Here is a 17,623-nt window from a genome sequence, read left to right on the forward strand (position 1 = left end):
GTCTTTTCACCGCCCGTCGTTTGTTTCAACTTTCTGTTTTTCGGGCCGCGACGGGTGCAGCAGCATCCGCTCCGGCAACTGTGCATGCTGTGGTCGTCGCCCCTCTTCTGGATTGCTTTTGCTGTTTTTCTGTTCTGGGCCCTGGGGGCCTACAACCGTCTGATGCGCCTGCGCTCGGCCGTCGTTCAGTCGTTCGGCAGTTTTGACGCACATATGGTGCGGCTGGTGGCGTTGCTTGGCGAGTTCGGGGCGGCRCAGACCGTACAGCGCGGCAGCTTGCTGGCCGATGCAGGTGCGCAAGAGTTGGCCGCGCTGCAGGGTGCCGTGACGCAATTGAGTGCCTCGCTGGCCGTGGCACGTGCCCGCCCGCTGCAGAGTGACGCGGTGGCTGCATTGACGGCCGCTCGAGAAGTGCTGCGAGCAACCTGGGCCACCGCCTTGCAGAAGTTGCTGGCCGACCCTGCACAGCTAACAGCGTTGGTCCCGACCGCTGATGCCGGTACGGTGACCCCGGGGTCTGCGCCCGTGGTCCTGTCCGTGTGGCAGGTGCGCTGGGACGAACACGCCGTGCAGAACGAGCAAGCGATTCGCGTGTTCAATGAGGCCGTGGTGCAGTACAACAGTGCCATTGCCCAGTTTCCGGCCAGCCTGCTGGCCTGGGTGTTCGGGTTCAAGGCGGCACGTGCGCTGTAACCCGTTTTCAGGATCACGATGACTCCACCTCCCCACCACCGTCCCCGCCGCACCGGTGGCAACGCGCCGCGTCCCRTACGCGCAGGCTCCGGCCTGCAAGCTCCGCAGGCGGGTTCTGCTGCGGTCTCACCCGATAGGGCGACTCCATCGAGTGCCGCGACGGTGCCTCTGTGGCGGTTGCTGGCAGCGGTGGCTGGCGCCTTGCAGGCGATCCGGGGTGGGCAGTCCGGCACGGCAGCGCTGGCGGCCATAGAGATCGCGCTGCGCCCTGGCGCGCAGGCCCTGTTGTTCCARGTATTGCGCCAGGCCGGGCGGGCCGAGGCCCTGCGCCGACAGCTGGCCGCCCGTGCCCCCGCACCCGCCGCCGATGCGCTGCTGTGCAGCGCACTGGCGCTGTGCTGGGACCCGCAGGCCTCGCCCTACGAACCCTTCACCCTGGTGAACCAGGCGGTGGAGGCGGCTAAGCACCACCCGGCCACCCGCGCGCAGGCCTCGTTCATCAACGGCTGCCTGCGCCGTTTTCTGCGCGAGCGCGACGCCCTGGTGGCCGCCACCGACAACGATCCCGTGGCGCGCTGGAACCATCCGGCGTGGTGGGTGCAGCGCCTGCGCAAGGACCACCCCCAGCACTGGGAGCAGATCCTGCAGGCCAACAATGCCCACGCACCCATGGTGTTGCGGGTCAACGAACAGAAATGCACGGTAGCGCAGTATTTACATGCCTTGGATGCTATTGGTTTAGGAGCGATTGCGGTGGGCCAGCATGGCGTCGCGCTGCGCCAGGCGGTGCCCGTTCAGTCGCTGCCACACTTTGCGGAGGGCTGGGTGTCCGTGCAGGACGCCGCCGCCCAGCAGGCGGCTCCTTTGCTGCTGCAAGGGCTGGATCTGAGTCAGCCCTTGCGCGTGCTCGACGCCTGCGCCGCCCCCGGCGGCAAGACGGCGCACTTGCTGGAGATGGCGGGTCCGCAGTCTCCCTTGCAGGTCACGGCGCTGGAAATCGATGCCACACGCAGCGTCCGCATTGGTGAAACCCTGCAGCGCCTGGGGCTGACGGCCCAGGTCCTGGTGGCYGATGCTGCCCGCCCGCAAGACTGGTGGCAGTCGCAGTGCGGCGGCGTCCCGTTCGACGCCATCCTGCTCGACGCACCGTGCACCGCGTCCGGCATTGTGCGTCGCCATCCAGACGTGCGCTGGCTGCGCCGTGAATCCGACATTGCCCAGCTGGCAACCCTGCAGGCGGCCCTGCTCAAGGCCCTGTGGCCGCTGTTGCGTCCCGGCGGGCGCCTGCTGTATTGCACTTGTTCCGTCTTCCGGGCAGAGGGTGATGCCCAGGTGCAAACGTTTCTTGCACACAACACCGATGCGCAAATGCTGCCGTCGCCGGGGCATTTAATTCCCGGCAACGCGGACAAGGTCGGGGCTGTCCCGGACAATCTGACCGGTGACCACGACGGCTTTTTTTACGCACTGTTGCAAAAATCGGCGCAATGAGCCCCGGGGCATGCGCTGGTGGCTGGTGTGCGCGTGGTTTGTGCTGTTTTGGGGGACGGTGCTCTGCTGGGTGCCGCAGGCCGTAGCGGCACAGGCGGCATCCTCCGAGGTGGGTGACCTGCGCCTCGAACGCGGGGACGACGGTCTGTACCTGAGTGCCAACCTGCAATTTGAACTGCCCGAGCTGGCCGAAGACGCCTTGCAAAAAGGCATTCCCATGTTCTTCGTGGCCGACGCCCAGGTGCTGCGCGACCGCTGGTACTGGTCCGACCGGCAGGTGGCCGAGACCACCCGGTACTTCCGCCTGAGCTACCAGCCGCTCACCCGCCGTTGGCGTCTCAACATCTCCTCCACGCCTTTCACCAACAGCGGGCTGGGCGTGGTGCTGGGTCAGAATTTTGACAATTACGCCGATGCCTTGTCGTCGATTCAGCGTTTTTCACGCTGGAAGATCGCTGAACGCGATGTGATCGAGTCCGATGCCGTGCATACGGTGAACTTCCGCTTCCGCCTCGACATGTCCCAGCTGCCCCGTCCTTTCCAGATCGGTGCGGTCGGCCGGTCGGGCTGGAACCTGCTGGTCTCCCGCAGCCAGCGCCTGGGCGCAGAGCCAGCCAAGTGAGCACGTCCCCCCCATCCACCGGCGTTTCGGCATCGACCCACGCCACCGCCCGCCAGTCCCGCGCAGTGCGCTGGGCCGTGGGCGTGGGCGCCGCCATCATGTCGGCCATCGGTCTGGTACTGCTGTTCTTGCTGACGCTGGCCACCAACAACCGCGTGCTGTACGAGCGCAACTACGCCTGGCTCTTCGGCGTCAACGTGTTTGTGGCGCTGCTGCTGCTGCTGGTGCTGGGCTGGGTGGCGGTGCGCCTGGGCTTGCGCCTGCGCAAGGGGCGCTTTGGCAGCCGCCTGCTGGTCAAGCTCGCAGCCATTTTTGCGCTGGTGGGGCTCATGCCGGGGCTGCTGATCTATGTGGTGTCCTACCAGTTCGTCRCGCGCTCSATCGAAAGCTGGTTCGACGTSAAGGTGGAGGGGGCCCTGTCTGCGGGCGTCAACCTGGCCCGCGTGTCGCTGGACTCGTTGGCCACGGACATGGCCGCCAAGACCCGCAATGCCAGCGCCCAGGTGGCCCAGGTGCCCGACGCCGCTGCAGGCCTGGTGCTGGAGCGTATTCGCGACCAGCTCGGCGCGACCGACGTGGTGCTCTGGAACGCGTCCGGTCAGGCGGTGGCCAGCGCGGGGCAGTCGCGGTTCAGCCTCAACCCCGAGCGGCCCGGCGCTGCCTTGCTGCGCACGGCGCGCCAGCAGCGCGCCACGGCGCAGATCGAAGGGCTGGACGACATTGCCGACCCGGCTGCGGCGCAGAACGCGCGGGTCAAGGTGCTGGCCCTGGTCAGCAGCCCCAGCGTGGGCCTGTTGATGGAGCCGCGCTATCTGCAGGCCACCTTGCCCCTACCGCCAGCCTTGGTGGCCAACGCCATCGCCGTGCAGGAGGCCAATCGTGAATACCAGGAGCGTGCGCTGGCCCGGGGCGGGCTGCGGCGCATGTATGTGGGCACGCTCACGCTGAGTCTGTTCCTGGCGGTGTTCGGCGCTGTGCTGCTGGCGGTGCTGCTGGGCAACCAGCTGGCGCGGCCTTTGTTGGTGCTTGCAGAGGGGGTGCGCGAGGTGGCTGCGGGCAATCTGAGTCCCAAGGCCGCGCTGCAAAGCAAAGATGAGTTGGGTGGGCTGACGCGCTCGTTCGCGCTCATGACCCAGCAACTGGCAGACGCGCGCCAGGCGGTGGAGCAGAGCATGGGCGAGGTCGATGCCTCCCGCGCCAACCTGCAGACCATTCTGGACAACCTTACGGCGGGTGTCATCGTGCTGGATGCGCAGGGACTGATCCGTTCGTCCAACCCGGGCGCCACCCGCATCCTGCGCGCTCCCATGGCCGCTTATGAGGGGCGGCCGCTGTCCGAAGTGCCGGGCCTCGCGGAGTTTGCCGCTTCGGTCCAGGGCCATTTCGATGCGTTTTTGGGGGACCATGAACGCCATGGCCTGGACCATTGGCAGCAGCCGTTCGAGCTGCATGCCTCCTCAGGCGGCGCCGGACAACACGCCACGAGCCTAGTTGCGCGTGGCGCAGAGCTGCCCGATGCCACCCGACTGTTGGTTTTTGACGACATTTCGGAAATCGTTTCGGCCCAGCGTGCGCAGGCCTGGGGCGAGGTAGCGCGCCGGCTGGCGCACGAAATCAAGAACCCGCTGACCCCCATCCAGCTGTCGGCCGAGCGCCTTGAAATGAAGCTGTCGGGCAAGCTGCCGGACCCTGAACAAGCCATCCTCGCCAAGTCCGTCAAGACCATCGTGGACCAGGTCGATGCGATGAAGCGACTGGTCAACGAGTTCCGCGATTACGCGCGCTTGCCTGCCGCCGAACTGCATGCGCTGGACCTCAATGCCCTGGTCGCCGACGTGCTCCATTTGTATGGGGCAGAAAACGCCACCGTGCCTGTAGAAGCCGAGCTGGACCCGCGCTGCCCCTGGATTGCGGGCGATGCGCAGCAGTTGCGCCAGGTCGTACACAACCTGCTGCAGAACGCCCAGGACTCGACCGAGCAGGCCCGCGCCGGGGCCTCCGAGCCCGTGTCGCCGGTGCGCATCAGCACCCGCTGGAGCGAATCGTCACGCCGTGTGCGGCTCACGGTGTCGGACAGCGGCGGGGGCTTTCCGTCCCACATCCTGCAGCGCGCCTTCGAACCCTATGTCACCACCAAACCGCGTGGCACCGGCCTGGGTTTGGCCGTGGTCAAAAAGATCGCAGATGAGCACGGAGCGCGCATCGAACTGTCCAACCGCACCGAAGAAGGCGTGGTGCGCGGCGCCCAAGTGTCGTTATCATTCGCCCCTGAACCAGCGGTGGCGTCATAACAACACCGCCCCGCAGTACCTCCCCAAGGCGCTTCAACACACATGGCAAACATTCTGGTGGTCGACGATGAGCTCGGCATTCGTGATCTGCTGTCGGAAATCCTGAACGACGAAGGTCACAGCGTAGACCTCGCAGAAAATGCGACCCAGGCCCGAGCCGCCCGGGCAGGCAACAGCTATGACCTGGTGCTGCTGGACATCTGGATGCCCGACACCGACGGCGTCTCGTTACTCAAAGAGTGGGCGACTGCGGGCGTGCTCACCATGCCGGTCATCATGATGAGCGGCCACGCCACCATCGACACGGCGGTGGAGGCCACGCGCATCGGCGCTTTCTCGTTCCTTGAAAAACCCATCACCCTGCAAAAGCTGCTCAAGGCCGTGGAGCAGGGCCTGGCCCGCAACGCGGCCCACCAGGCTGCACCCGTGGCTGCTGTGTCCGCACCCGCTGCCGCTCCGGCCGATCCGACGTTCTCGCAACTGCCTGCCGTTTCTGCGGTGATGGCGGGGGTGGACCCCGGCCCCCACGCCCACCAGGGGTTTGACCTGGATCGCCCCCTGCGCGAAGCGCGCGATGGTTTCGAGAAAGCCTACTTCGAGTTTCACCTGGCCCGCGAAGGCGGCTCCATGACGCGCGTGGCCGAAAAGACGGGCCTGGAGCGCACCCACCTGTACCGCAAGCTGCGCCAGCTGGGCGTGGATCTGGGGCGCGGCAAGCGCGRCTGATCAATTAATTTGTGCCTTTTGCTGGAAGCGCTGATTTTTCTGGCTATAATTTGAGGCTCAGGCCCGGTAGCTCAGTCGGTAGAGCAGAGGATTGAAAATCCTTGTGTCGGTGGTTCGATTCCGCCCCAGGCCACCAAACAAAAGCCCTTGATTTGCAAGAATCAAGGGCTTTTTCAATTTCGTACTGCCGAAGCAGGGCCACACCCAGCTGGGCAGGTGCGCATGCCGAAATCCCGCGTTGCCTTGGTGCTGGTTGCTGCCCGTACCGCGCATTGCCTTCCTTGTTGTTTCTCCCCACGTTCCCCATGCCCCTTCTGCAGGACACCACCCTTGGTATCGACTTCGGCACTTCCAACTCCGCGATGGCGGTGCGGCAGGGCGCGGGCCTGTCGCGGATGGTGGCGCTGGAGGGGGATGCGCACACGCTGCCCACGGCGCTGTTCTTCAACGCCGAAGACCAGCGCACGCACTTTGGGCGCGATGCGGTGGCGCAGTACCTCGCGGGCACGGAAGGGCGGCTGATGCGCTCGCTCAAGAGCCTGCTGGGCAGTGCGCTGCTGCAGGACAAAACCGCAGTGCACAACCAGCTGGTCAGCTACCAGGACATCATCGGCCTCTTCTTGCGGATGCTGGCGCAGAAGGCCCGCGACGAACTCGGTGGCATGCCCGGGCGGGTGGTGATGGGGCGRCCGGTGCATTTTGTGGACGGCGATGCCGAGCGCGATCAGCAGGCCGAGGACGCGCTGCGCCAGGCTGCGCTGTCGGCAGGGTTCGAGAACGTGAGTTTTCAGTTTGAGCCCATCGCTGCCGCGCTGGACTACGAGCAGCGCATCGACCGCGAGTCGCTGGTGCTGGTGGTGGACATTGGCGGCGGTACCTCGGACTTCACTGTGGTGCGCCTGGGCCCCGAGCGCATGGCCCGCGCGGACCGCAGCAGCGATGTGCTGGCCACCACTGGCGTGCACATCGGTGGCACGGACTTTGACCGCCGCCTGAGCCTGGACCTGCTCATGCCGCTGCTGGGCTTTCGCCACATCGGCCCGTCGGGGCGCGAGGTGCCCAGCCGCGTGTTTTTCGACCTCTCGACCTGGCACCTGATCCAGTGGCTGTATTCGCCGCGCGCACTGCGTGATGCGCAGAACCTGCGCACCGACTATGCCGATGCCGCGCTGCATGCCCGGCTGATGCGGGTGTTGAACGAGCGGTTGGGCCACCGCCTGGCCAACACGGTGGAGCAGGCCAAGATCGCGGCTTCTCTGGCCGATGCCGAGGCGCCCATGCCGCTGGACTGGGTCGAGGCCGGGCTCGGCGCCGCCATCACGCCGCCCGGATTGGCGCAGTCCCTGGCGCAGCCGCTGGATCAGGTGGTGGCTTGCGCCCGCGACTGCCTGCAGATGGCGGGACTGGGCGATGGGGGGGTGGATGCGATCTACCTGACCGGGGGCTCGTCGGCGCTGCGGCCCCTGCGCCAGGCACTGCGCACGGCCTTCCCGGCAACTCCGCAAGTGGAGGGTGATCTGTTCGGCGGGGTGGCTGCGGGCCTGGCGGTTTCGCGGTAGTCATGTCATCCAGTTTGCTATCAATTGAATAGCTGATGCGGCATATTGCACTAGCGCTACCGCCACAAATCATCGCAAACACTGCCCGGGAGCATCTGGAGTCAGTCCTGTACGCCATCCCCGCGCTTCCACTCCAGCGCGGTGTCGTACAGCACGTTGCGCGATGCGCCCGTGATCTCGGCGGCCAGGCGCACGGCGGTCTTCAGGGGCAGCTCGGCCAGCAACAGGCGCAGCACGCGGTGGCTGTCGCCCGCGTCGCTGACCACGGGTACCGGGTGCAGCAACACCACGAATTCGCCGCGCGAGCGCTGGGGCGACCCATCCAGCCACGCCGTCAGCGCCTGCGCTGGCTGGGTGGTGACTTCTTCAAACTGTTTGGTCAGCTCGCGCGCCAGGGTGACGGGGCGCTCGCCCAATACGGCCAGGGCCTGGGCCAGCTCGCCGATGCGGTGGGGCGCTTCAAGCAGCACCACGCACCGGGGCTCCTGGGCCAGTTGCTGGGCGATCACGTTGGCACGCTCCGCGTTCTTGACGGGCAGGAATCCTGCAAACACAAAGCCGCCGTGTTCGGTGCTGTGGGCCACGGCACCGGCCACGCTCAATGCGGTGGTGATGCTGCTGGCGCCCGGCAGTGGCACGGCACGCAGGCCCGCCGCCTGCACGGCAGCCACCAGACGTGCRCCGGGGTCGCTCACGCCGGGGGTGCCTGCGTCGCTCACATAGGCCACGCGCTGGCCCTGCTGCAGCCGGTGCACCACGTTCTGCGCGGCTTCGGCCTCGTTGTGCTGGTGCACAGCCAGCAGCTGGCTGGCGCCCTTGTCGATGCMGTAGGCGCGCAGCATSSWCTGCGTATGGCGCGTGTCCTCGCAGGCCACCGTRTCGRCCAGTTGCAGCACATGCAGTGCGCGCAAGGTGATGTCGGCCAGGTTGCCGATGGGCGTGGCCACCACGTACAGCGCGCCCTGCGGATAATGCTGCGCAGCGGCGGCGTCGTGCGCCGCGCTCTGGGCTGAAGCGAAAGATGCGCTCAATGAATTTCCTTGGAAAAAGACCACCGGCCGTTGCCACCCCGGAGGCTGCCAAAAAAGCCACCACGCGTGAGCGGGGCAACGCTGCCGAGGACCAGGCATTGGCCCATCTGCAGGCAGCGGGACTGCAACTGGCGGTGCGCAATTATCGGACGCCCGGACGCGGCGGGGGCGAGATTGATCTGGTGATGCGTGACCGGGATGGCACCCTGGTGTTTGTGGAGGTGCGCAGCCGCGCGCATGGCGGCTTTGGCGGCGCCGGTGCCAGCATCAGCGCGACCAAGCAGCAGCGCATCATCTTTGCCGCGCGGCACTACCTGATGTGCTTGCCGTCGCCACCGCCCTGCCGTTTTGACGTGGTGCTGGTGGAGGAGGGGGTGCAGTGGCTCAAGGCGGCGTTCGATGCGCAGTAGCGGCGGGCGCCGTACTGGTCGCCAGCGCAATGCAGGTGGCTACCCTTTGCTACAAAAGCTGTAACACGCGGCGGGTATCATCGGGCCCTCATGCTTGAGCAACGCATCCAACAGCATTTCATCGACAGCGCCGACCTGAAGTACCAGGCCGCGCAGACCCTGAGCCACCCCATTGCCGCTGCCGTACAGGCGGTGCTGGCCTGCGTGACCAGCGGCGGCAAGGTGCTGGCCTGTGGCAACGGCCCGTCCGCCGCCGAAGCGCAGCAGTTTGCCGCCTTTTGCGTGGCGGGCTTTGAACGCGAACGTCCCGAGCTGGCCGCGCTGGCGCTCACATCCGACAACACCCTGCTCACGGCGGCTGCGGGCAGCAACGATGCCACCCAGCAGTTTGCGCGCCAGGTGCGCGCCCTGGGCCAGGCGGGCGATGTGCTGCTGGCCCTGACGGTGCACGGCAACGACCCCAACCTGCTGGCTGCCGCCGAGGCCGCGCACGAGCGCGACATGACCGTGGTGGTGTTGGCGGGCCGCACCGGCGGCAAACTGGCCGCCATGCTGAGGGAGACCGACGTCTTGATCAGCGTGCCCCACGACCGTGCGGCACGCGTGCGCGAAGTCCACACGCTGGTATTGCATTGCATCAGCGACGGCGTGGACGCACAGTTACTTGGTGAACAGGAGATCCCACTATGAACCCGACAACCCTGAACCGCACCCGCCGCGTGGTGGGCACTGCCCTGGCTGCTGCCACACTGGCCGCCGCACTATCGGCCTGCGCGCCCCTGATCGTGGGCGGCGCTGTGGTCGGCGGCGTGATGGCGGTGGACCGCCGCACGGCCGGCACCCAGATCGAAGACGAAGGCATTGAGCTGCGCGCGGCCAACCGCATTCGCGAAGCCCTGGGCGACCGGGCCCATGTCAACGTGACCAGCTACAACCGCCAGGCCCTGCTGACCGGTGAAGTCGCCACGGCCCAGGACCGCCAGGCGGTGGAGCAGATGGTGTCGCAGGTGGAGAACGTGCGCTCCGTGGTCAACGATCTGGCCGTGATGCCCAGCTCCACCCTGAGCCAGCGGTCCACGGACACCTTCATCACCGGCAAGGTGCGTGCGAGCCTGGTGGACGCGCAGGACATCTYSGCCAACTCSTTCAAGGTGGTGACCGAGCGCAACACCGTCTATCTGATGGGCCGTGTCTCGCAGCGCGAGGCTAACCGTGCCACGGACATCGCCCGGGGCGTGAGTGACGTGCGCAAGGTGGTGCGTGTGTTCGAGATCGTTTCGGAGGAAGAGCTGCGCCGCATCGCGCCGCAGCCTGCGCCGGTCACCACGGACACCAAGCCGGCCGGCGGCTGAGGACAGGGTTCAGCCCAGAGGGGCCAAGTCCCAGACCGCAGCGCGTGGTCTGGGACTTTTTTCTTGCAGCGCAGCGCTGGGGCTCCGCAACGCTGCCACACGTCGCCGGCGTTGCACCAGGGGGTGAGGCTGTGACGACGCCTGCTTTGTCCGACCGCCAGGCCTGCCCTTTGTCGGGGCAGACACCGCAGGCGGCTGAGGGGGTTACTTCAAGCGCTGAATCAGGCTGGACGTATCCCAGCGGTTGCCGCCCATCTTCTGCACATCGGCATAGAACTGGTCCACCAGTGCCGTCACCGGCACGCGTGATCCGTTGCGCTTGGCTTCGTCCAGCACCAGTCCCAGGTCCTTGCGCATCCAGTCSACSGCAAARCCRWAGTCGAACTTGCCGTCSAYCATGGTCTTGCCRCGGTTGTCCATCTGCCAGCTCTGGGCCGCGCCCTTGCCGATCACTTCCAGCACCTGCTTCATGTCCAGCCCGGCGTTCTGGCCAAACGCCACGGCTTCCGACAGGGCCTGCACCAGCCCGGCGATGCAGATCTGGTTGACCATCTTGGCCAACTGGCCCGAGCCGCTGGCACCCAGCAGCGTGAAGGCGCGCGAGAACGCCATGGCCACGGGCTGAGCAGCCTCGAAGGCTGCGGCATCGCCGCCGCACATCACGGTCAGCAGGCCGTTCTGAGCGCCGGCTTGGCCGCCGGACACGGGCGYATCCACAAACTGCAGGCCGAGCGCCTGGGCGGCCGCATACAGCTCGCGGGCCACCTCGGCCGAGGCCGTGGTGTGGTCCACAAAAATCGCGCCGGGCTTCATGCCTGCGAAGGCACCGTCCGCACCCAGGGTGACCGAGCGCAGGTCATCGTCATTGCCCACACAGCAGAACACGATGTCGGCGCCTGCCGCCGCCTCGCGGGGCGTGGCTGCATGCTGGGGGGCCTTGGTGCCCGCATACTCTGCGCACCACGCTACGGATTTGGTAGCGGTCCGGTTGTACACAGTGACTTCATGACCAGCCAGCGCCAGGTGGCCTGCCATGGGATAGCCCATCACGCCCAGGCCCAGAAAGGCGACTTTGCGGGAGGGAGTGGTGTCGTAATTGCGGGGGTTAGTGCTTGGCATGGTGTGGCGGGAAGATGTTGCAAAAGTATGCGTGAAAACGAAAACCCGCCCAAGAGGGCGGGTGAAGCGGTGCGAAGGTATGTGGACCTGGCTCTGGGGTCAAACGATCGCAAAATGCTCGGTGCCCTGTGCCAGGTCGGGTGACTTGGCGCGCTGGCTGTTGAGCTTGATCTGCAGGCGCAAGTCGTTGAGCGAGTCGGCATTGCGCAGCGCGTCTTCGTAGCTGATGACATTGGCCTCGTAGGCATCGAACAGCGCCTGGTCGAAGGTCTGCATGCCCAGGTTGCGGCTCTTCTTCATGATCTCCTTGATCTCGGAGACCTCGCCCTTGAAGATCAGGTCGGAGATCAGCGGGGTGTTGAGCATCACCTCCACCGCTGCGGCGCGGCCCTTGCCGTCCTGCTTGGGGATCAGGCGCTGCGACACCATGGCGCGCAGGTTGAGCGACAGGTCCATCAACAACTGGGCACGGCGCTCTTCGGGGAAGAAGTTGATGATCCGGTCCAGCGCTTGGTTGGCGCTGTTGGCGTGCAGCGTGGCCAGGCACAAGTGCCCGGTTTCGGCAAACGCCACCGCATGCTCCATGGTCTCGCGGTCGCGGATTTCGCCCATCAGGATCACGTCGGGTGCCTGGCGCAGCGTGTTCTTCAGCGCTGCTTCCCAGCTGTCGGTATCCAGGCCCACTTCACGCTGCGTCACCACGCAGTTCTTGTGCGGGTGCACAAATTCGATGGGGTCTTCCACCGTGATGATGTGGCCGAACGAGTTCTCGTTGCGCCAGTCCACCATGGCGGCCAACGTGGTGGACTTGCCCGAGCCCGTGGCACCCACCAGGATGCACAGGCCGCGTTTGGTCATCGTCACTTCCTTGAGCACCTGCGGCACACCCAGGCCGTCGATGGTGGGCAGCGTGAGCGGAATGGTCCGCAGCACCATGCCGACCTTGCCCTGCTGGATGAAAGCGTTSACGCGGAAGCGCCCGATGCCAGCGGGCGAGATGGCGAAGTTGCACTCCTTGGTGCGCTCAAAGTCCGCCACCTGCTTGTCGCTCATGATGGCGCGCGCCAGCGTGAGCGTGTGGTTGGACGTGAGGGGTTGCGGCGACACCTTGGTCACCTTGCCATCGACCTTGATGGCGGGTGGAAACTCTGCCGTGATGAACAAGTCGCTGCCGTTGCGGCTCACCATCAGCTTGAGCAGGTCATTGATGAATTTACTGGCCTGATCGCGTTCCATCAGAATTTCTCCCGGGGGTGGTCGTCTGCCGGACGATCTTGTGTCGTGGATAGGTGCATCATTTCTGGTTGTCGCTCAGGCGTGCGCTCACCACGCGCAGGCGCAGCGACAGCTTGCGCGCCAGCAGGGCAATCAGGCTGGCGGCCAGTTGCGGATCCTTGGTCATCATGTCGTCCATGGCCTCGGCGGAGAGCACGGCGATCTCGCAGTCGGTGAGTGTGGTGCAGGCCGAAAAGCGGATGCCGCTATCCAGCAGCGACATCTCGCCCAGGATGTCCCCAGGGCGTGTCTCGGCCAGACGCAATTGTTCGCCCCAAGGCTGCACGCGGTCCACGGCGATGGTGCCGGTGAGCAGCACCACCATGAAGTTGCCGTACTCATCCTGGCGAATCACGTCGCGATTGGACGGGACGGCCGCAAATTCAAAAAAGCGCTCCATGCGCTCCACAGCGTCCTTGTCCAGGTGCGCCATGTACTTGTCCTTGGCCCACAGGCCTTGCAGCAGTTTGCCGCCCCGGCTGGTAGGCAGGCGCTTGGCGCCCACTTCCACGGCGCGTGCCTCCCAGGGCACCAGCATGGAGTCGTCCACACCCTGGCCCGCAAACGCGGTGGAAAACAGCACGGAATCCGTGTGGTCGTCCGATGGCTTGCCGCTGCGGGCTTTCATTTTCAGAAGGCTCAAAATGCCTTTCATATCGCGCTCCGGTATGCGGCGCCTGCAGGGGCCGCAAAGTCGTTCATGGGGGTGTGCTGTCGGGGGGCTCAGCCGGGGAAGTTCTCGGGGATCTTGGCCTTGCTGCGTGCTTCGGCCGGACTGATGATGTTGCGGCGCACGAGGTCGGTCAGGTTCTGGTCCAGCGTCTGCATGCCCACGCTGTTGCTGGTCTGGATGGTTGAGTACATCTGCGCCACCTTGGCCTCGCGGATCAGGTTGCGGATGGCGCTGGTGCCCAGCATGATCTCGTGCGCCGCCACGCGGCCSKRGCCGTCCTTGGTCTTGCACAGTGTTTGCGAGATCACGGCCTGCAGCGATTCGGACAACATCGCACGGACCATTTCCTTTTCTTCGGCGGGGAACACGTCGATGATCCGGTCGATGGTCTTGGCGGCGCTCGAGGTGTGCAGCGTACCGAACACCAAGTGGCCCGTTTCAGCAGCCGTCATGGCCAGGCGGATGGTTTCCAGGTCGCGCATTTCGCCCACCAGAATGGCGTCCGGGTCTTCGCGCAGTGCGGACTTCAGGGCCGCCGCGAAGGACAGCGTCATCGGGCCGACTTCACGCTGGTTGATCAGGCACTTCTTGGACTCGTGCACGAATTCGATCGGGTCTTCCACCGTGAGGATGTGGCCGTATTCGGATTCGTTGAGGTAGTTGACCATGGCGGCCAGCGTGGTGGACTTGCCCGAGCCCGTGGGGCCGGTCACCAGCACCAGGCCCCGTGGCTTCAAGGCCAGGTCGCCGAAGATCTTAGGGGCGTTGAGCTGCTCCAGCGTCAGGATCTTGCTCGGAATCGTCCGGAACACGGCGGCCGCGCCCCGGTTCTGGTTGAAGGCGTTGACGCGGAAGCGGGCCAGGCCTTCGATCTCGAAGGAAAAGTCCACCTCCAGGAACTCTTCATACGTCTTGCGCTGCGCGTCGCTCATGATGTCGTACACCATGGCATGCACCGTCTTGTGGTCCAGCGCATCGACGTTGATACGCCGCACGTCGCCGTGGACCCGGATCATGGGCGGCAGACCGGCGGAGAGGTGCAGGTCGGAGGCCTTGTTCTTCACGCTGAACGCGAGCAATTGGGTAATGTCCACGGAGTCCCTCTATCGTTTGGTACGCTTGCCAAACATTATGACCACGATTGCTAACAACCTCCAACAGGTTATGGGCCGGATCGCCCAGGCGTGCCGGGCTGCCGGGCGTGACCCGGGCCAGGTGGGCCTGCTGGCCGTTTCCAAGACCTTTGGCGCCGATGCAGTGCTGGAGGCGGTGGCCGCAGGCCAGCGCGCCTTTGGCGAGAACTACATCCAGGAGGGCGTGGACAAGATTGCCGCCGTGCGGGCTGCCTTGCCCGGCGTGGCGCTGCAGTGGCACTGCATTGGCCCTATCCAGAGCAACAAGACCCGCCTGGTGGCCGAGCACTTCGACTGGGTGCACACGGTGGACCGGCTCAAGATCGCCGAGCGCCTGTCAGCCCAGCGGCCCGATCACCTGCCGCCGCTGCAGGTATGTATCCAGGTCAACATCGACGGTGGGCCCACCAAGTCGGGCGTGGCCCCGGCCGAGGCCCTGGACCTGGTGCGTGCTGTCGCAAAACTGCCACGACTGGTCGTGCGGGGGCTCATGAGCATTCCGGACCATGCTCCTGAATTTGAAGCGCAATTGGYAATCCACACTAGCGCCAGAAGGCTATTTGATGAGATATCGGCAGTGGGAGAGCCAGGCCTGGGGCAGTTTGACACCCTGTCCCTGGGCATGACGGCCGACCTGGAGGCCGCCATTCAGGCAGGCAGCACGCTGGTGCGCGTGGGCACCGGCGTGTTTGGTGGACGGACCTACCCCGCCGCCTGAGCGGGCTCAGCCCGGCAGCGTGAAGCGCGCCACGCAGTCCAGCGCCGCTGTCACATCCGCCTCACTCACATCCAGGTGCGTCACCCAGCGCAGCCGGGTGGCGCCGCCATACAGGCTGCTGGTCACGCGTACGCCGTGCTGCGCCAGCCAGGCGGTGAAGGCTGGGGCCACCTCTGCGTGCAGGTCGGTGAAGAGGATGTTGGTCTGCCACGGCAGCACGGTGAGCTTGCCCTGCAGCACGGGGTGGCTGCGGTTGGCTTCGGTCAGCCCTTGGGCCAGCCGGTCCAGGCGGGCGTGGTCTTCCGCCAGGCGCCGCACATGGTGCTGCAGCGCGTAGTGGCCGGCAGCCGCCAGGACACCCGCCTGCCGCATGCCACCGCCCAGGATCTTGCGGGTGCGGCGCGCCTGCCGGATGAAGTCGCGCGAGCCCAGCACCAGCGAGCCCACGGGCGCGCCCAGGCCCTTGCTCAGGCACAACGATGCGGAATCAAAGTGGCTGCACAGTGCGCGCGCTTCCGCATACACATCGGTGCCGTTGCGCGCGGCATTGGCCGTGGCGGCGTTGAACATGCGTGCGCCGTCCAGGTGCATGGCCAGCCCCCGGCTGCGCGCCAGTTGCGCCACCTCGGCGATGTAGGCGGGCGGCAGCACCTGGCCGCCGGTCGTGTTCTCCAGCACCACGAGGCGGGTGCGCGCGAAGTGCGGGTCGTCCGGTTTGATGGCGGCCGCGATGTCGGCCACGCGCAGCGTGCCGTCTGGCTGGGTCTCGACCGGCTGGGGCTGGATGGAGCCCAGCACGGCCATGCCGCCCGCCTCCCAGCGGTAGGTGTGCCAGCTCTGGCCCACGATGGCCTCGTCGCCGCGCTGGCAGTGGCCCCACAGCGCGATCAGGTTGGTCTGCGTGCCCGAGGGGGCGAACAGCGCGGCCTCAAAACCCAGCAGCTCGGCGGCATGGTCCTGCAGTGCGTTCACTGAGGGGTCGTCGGCAAATACATCGTCGCCCAGCGGGGCCTGGAACATGGCCTCGCGCATGGCGGGCGTGGGCTGGGTGACGGTGTCGCTGCGAAAGTCGGGCATGGGCGCGGTCCTTGTGGGTCGGGTCAATGAATGCAATGGCCGGCCATATTAGTCGCGTTGGCATCCCCTACAGCTGCAATGCCCTCGGCCGGCGAAATGGGCGCTGCCTAGGTCAGGGACGCCGAGCAAGGGCCGCCCCGCAGTGAGGGCGTCGTCCCCCTGAGGGGGAAGGCGCCGAAGGCGACTCAGGGGGGGCTACGGTCTGGTCATCTTGCAGTCCGTGCCTTGCGCCAGCTCATTGCCGGTGTAGGCGGCATCGGTGCGAAAGCCGTAGTTCGTGCCTTCCCAGCCCACCTTCACGGTCTTGCCGTCCACCGGCGCGATGGTGTTGACCACCTGGGGCAGCAGCAGCTGGTGGTCTTCGCCGCGCATGCGCACCGGGCCCACCACCGAGTCGAGGGTCAGGTCTTCCAGCGCGCGCGCCACCTTCACCGKGTCGGTSGASYSGGCCTTGTTGATGGCGGCGGCSAGRARGCGCGGCGTSAWSTCGATGCGCGGCGCGAGRAAGTCCTTGCCCGTCTTSGCCTTGTASGYCTTGGCCAGCGCGTCCACCTTGGGGGTGTCGGCYTGSCCSGGRTGCCAYTCGGCCACCCAGGTCAGCTGSCCKWGYTTGGCCTGCGAYACCGCCAGCACCGTGCCGGGGATGGAGCCCGCGCTGTGGTTGAAGTAGCGCAGGTTGTAGCCCGCGTCACCCGCCGCTTTCAGCAGCAGCGTCATGTCCTGCCCCCAGTTGCCGGTGATGACCGAGTCGGCCTCGGTGCTCTTGACCTTAGCGAGGTAGGGCGCAAAGTCCTTCACGCGGCCGATGGGGTGCAGCGCCTCGCCCACAAACTGGATGTCTGGCCGCGCCAGGCCCACCATCTCGCGGCCATAGTGCGCCCACTGCTTGCCGTGCGCGTAGTCCTGGTTGAGCAGGTACACCTTCTTGATGTCCGGCTGCTTCTTGATGTAGTTGGCGATGGCCTTCATCTTCATGGCCGTGTTGGCCTCGAACTGGAAGTGCCAGAAGTTGCAGGCCTTGCCCGTCAGCTCGGGGTCGATGGAGGAGTGGTTCAGCACCAGGATCTCCTTGCCCGGGTTGCGCTGGTTGTGGCGCGCTGCCGCCTRCACCAGCGCCGTGACCACCGATGAGCCCGAGCCGCCCGTCACGATGGCCTTGGCTCCCTGGTCAATGGCCGCCTGCAGCGCGCTCTGGCTCTCTTGCGCCGAGAGCTTGCTGTCGAACTGCAGCAGCTGCAGCTTGGTGCCCTTGAGCACGCCGCCCTTGGCGTTGATGTCCTCGATGGCGTACTGCGTGTGGGTGAGCATCAGCTCACCCACGTTGGCGAACGGGCCCGACAGCGGATCGATGTAGGCGACCTTGAAGGTCTCCTGCGCGCTGGCGGCCGTGCCGATGAGTAGTGCCGCCGCAGCGGCCAGGGGGGTGAGGAACACGGTTTTCATGGGTTTTGTC

The 17,623-nt window shown here is 66.1% G+C and carries 17 protein-coding genes and 1 tRNA gene; 11 read left to right on the forward strand and 7 right to left on the reverse strand.

Going from position 1 to position 17,623, the window contains the following annotated elements; genetic code table 11:
- The first annotated feature begins 84 nt into the window (after window positions 1–84).
- From AC04MI_RS10155 to AC04MI_RS10185, 7 genes are all read left to right on the forward strand, one after another.
- Window positions 85–693 carry a LemA family protein gene (locus AC04MI_RS10155; protein ID WP_436078225.1) on the forward strand — a complete coding sequence of 203 codons (609 nt, stop codon included), beginning with the start codon at window positions 85–87 and terminating at the stop codon, window positions 691–693.
- Between the two features lie 162 nt (window positions 694–855).
- The gene (gene rsmB, locus AC04MI_RS10160) at window positions 856–2,184 is read left to right on the forward strand and encodes a 16S rRNA (cytosine(967)-C(5))-methyltransferase RsmB (protein ID WP_436078475.1); all 1,329 of its coding nucleotides are present in this window, start codon (window positions 856–858) and stop codon (window positions 2,182–2,184) included.
- Window positions 2,185–2,194: 10 nt separating this feature from the next.
- Window positions 2,195–2,806, forward strand: a complete 612-nt coding sequence (locus tag AC04MI_RS10165; protein ID WP_056059932.1) for a DUF4390 domain-containing protein — start codon at window positions 2,195–2,197, stop codon at window positions 2,804–2,806.
- Window positions 2,803–5,097: a sensor histidine kinase gene (locus tag AC04MI_RS10170; protein ID WP_476497725.1), complete on the forward strand. Its 2,295-nt coding sequence runs from the start codon at window positions 2,803–2,805 to the stop codon at window positions 5,095–5,097. The genes AC04MI_RS10165 and AC04MI_RS10170 overlap by 4 nt, the downstream gene beginning before the upstream one ends.
- A gap of 42 nt (window positions 5,098–5,139) precedes the next feature.
- On the forward strand, window positions 5,140–5,823 hold the full coding sequence (locus AC04MI_RS10175; RefSeq protein WP_476497726.1) for a response regulator: 684 nt from the start codon (window positions 5,140–5,142) through the stop codon (window positions 5,821–5,823).
- Window positions 5,824–5,883: 60 nt separating this feature from the next.
- Window positions 5,884–5,959: transfer RNA gene (locus AC04MI_RS10180), tRNA-Phe, on the forward strand.
- 169 nt (window positions 5,960–6,128) lie between these two features.
- Window positions 6,129–7,382 carry an Hsp70 family protein gene (locus AC04MI_RS10185; protein WP_436078227.1) on the forward strand — a complete coding sequence of 418 codons (1,254 nt, stop codon included), beginning with the start codon at window positions 6,129–6,131 and terminating at the stop codon, window positions 7,380–7,382.
- 101 nt (window positions 7,383–7,483) lie between these two features.
- Here the strand turns inward: AC04MI_RS10185 and rsmI are convergent, their stop codons facing one another.
- On the reverse strand, window positions 7,484–8,413 hold the full coding sequence (gene rsmI / locus AC04MI_RS10190; protein WP_476497727.1) for a 16S rRNA (cytidine(1402)-2'-O)-methyltransferase: 930 nt from the start codon (window positions 8,411–8,413) through the stop codon (window positions 7,484–7,486).
- Between rsmI and AC04MI_RS10195 the strand changes: the two genes are divergently transcribed.
- The 3 genes from AC04MI_RS10195 to AC04MI_RS10205 all read left to right on the forward strand — a co-directional run bounded on the left by AC04MI_RS10195 (window position 8,413) and on the right by AC04MI_RS10205 (window position 10,175).
- Window positions 8,413–8,823, forward strand: coding sequence for a YraN family protein (locus tag AC04MI_RS10195; protein ID WP_436078229.1), 411 nt, complete (start codon window positions 8,413–8,415; stop codon window positions 8,821–8,823). The two genes, rsmI and AC04MI_RS10195, sit on opposite strands and share 1 nt — an antisense overlap.
- A 90-nt stretch (window positions 8,824–8,913) precedes the next feature.
- Entirely contained in the window at window positions 8,914–9,513 is a 600-nt protein-coding gene (locus AC04MI_RS10200) for an SIS domain-containing protein (protein WP_056059914.1), read from the forward strand.
- Complete coding sequence (locus AC04MI_RS10205) at window positions 9,510–10,175, forward strand: BON domain-containing protein (protein ID WP_476497728.1); 666 nt, start codon at window positions 9,510–9,512, stop codon at window positions 10,173–10,175. Before AC04MI_RS10200 ends, AC04MI_RS10205 begins: the two co-directional genes overlap by 4 nt.
- A gap of 204 nt (window positions 10,176–10,379) precedes the next feature.
- Here the strand turns inward: AC04MI_RS10205 and AC04MI_RS10210 are convergent, their stop codons facing one another.
- The 4 genes from AC04MI_RS10210 to AC04MI_RS10225 form a co-directional block, all read right to left on the reverse strand.
- Window positions 10,380–11,294 (reverse strand): NAD(P)-dependent oxidoreductase, encoded by a 915-nt coding sequence (locus AC04MI_RS10210; protein ID WP_476497729.1) that lies wholly within the window; start codon window positions 11,292–11,294, stop codon window positions 10,380–10,382.
- A gap of 99 nt (window positions 11,295–11,393) precedes the next feature.
- Complete coding sequence (locus tag AC04MI_RS10215; protein WP_056059906.1) at window positions 11,394–12,530, reverse strand: PilT/PilU family type 4a pilus ATPase; 1,137 nt, start codon at window positions 12,528–12,530, stop codon at window positions 11,394–11,396.
- A gap of 58 nt (window positions 12,531–12,588) precedes the next feature.
- Window positions 12,589–13,224 carry a Crp/Fnr family transcriptional regulator gene (locus AC04MI_RS10220; RefSeq protein WP_015012256.1) on the reverse strand — a complete coding sequence of 212 codons (636 nt, stop codon included), beginning with the start codon at window positions 13,222–13,224 and terminating at the stop codon, window positions 12,589–12,591.
- Window positions 13,225–13,292: 68 nt separating this feature from the next.
- Window positions 13,293–14,336, reverse strand: coding sequence for a type IV pilus twitching motility protein PilT (locus AC04MI_RS10225; RefSeq protein ID WP_476497730.1), 1,044 nt, complete (start codon window positions 14,334–14,336; stop codon window positions 13,293–13,295).
- A gap of 37 nt (window positions 14,337–14,373) precedes the next feature.
- Between AC04MI_RS10225 and AC04MI_RS10230 the strand changes: the two genes are divergently transcribed.
- Window positions 14,374–15,093: a YggS family pyridoxal phosphate-dependent enzyme gene (locus AC04MI_RS10230; protein WP_476497731.1), complete on the forward strand. Its 720-nt coding sequence runs from the start codon at window positions 14,374–14,376 to the stop codon at window positions 15,091–15,093.
- 6 nt (window positions 15,094–15,099) lie between these two features.
- Here the strand turns inward: AC04MI_RS10230 and ltaE are convergent, their stop codons facing one another.
- Window positions 15,100–16,170, reverse strand: coding sequence for a low-specificity L-threonine aldolase (gene ltaE / locus AC04MI_RS10235; protein WP_056059900.1), 1,071 nt, complete (start codon window positions 16,168–16,170; stop codon window positions 15,100–15,102).
- Between the two features lie 195 nt (window positions 16,171–16,365).
- Window positions 16,366–17,613: a branched-chain amino acid ABC transporter substrate-binding protein gene (locus AC04MI_RS10240; protein ID WP_476497732.1), complete on the reverse strand. Its 1,248-nt coding sequence runs from the start codon at window positions 17,611–17,613 to the stop codon at window positions 16,366–16,368.
- Window positions 17,614–17,623: the final 10 nt, after the last annotated feature.

It is taken from the genome of Acidovorax sp. LjRoot204, from assembly GCF_056175785.1.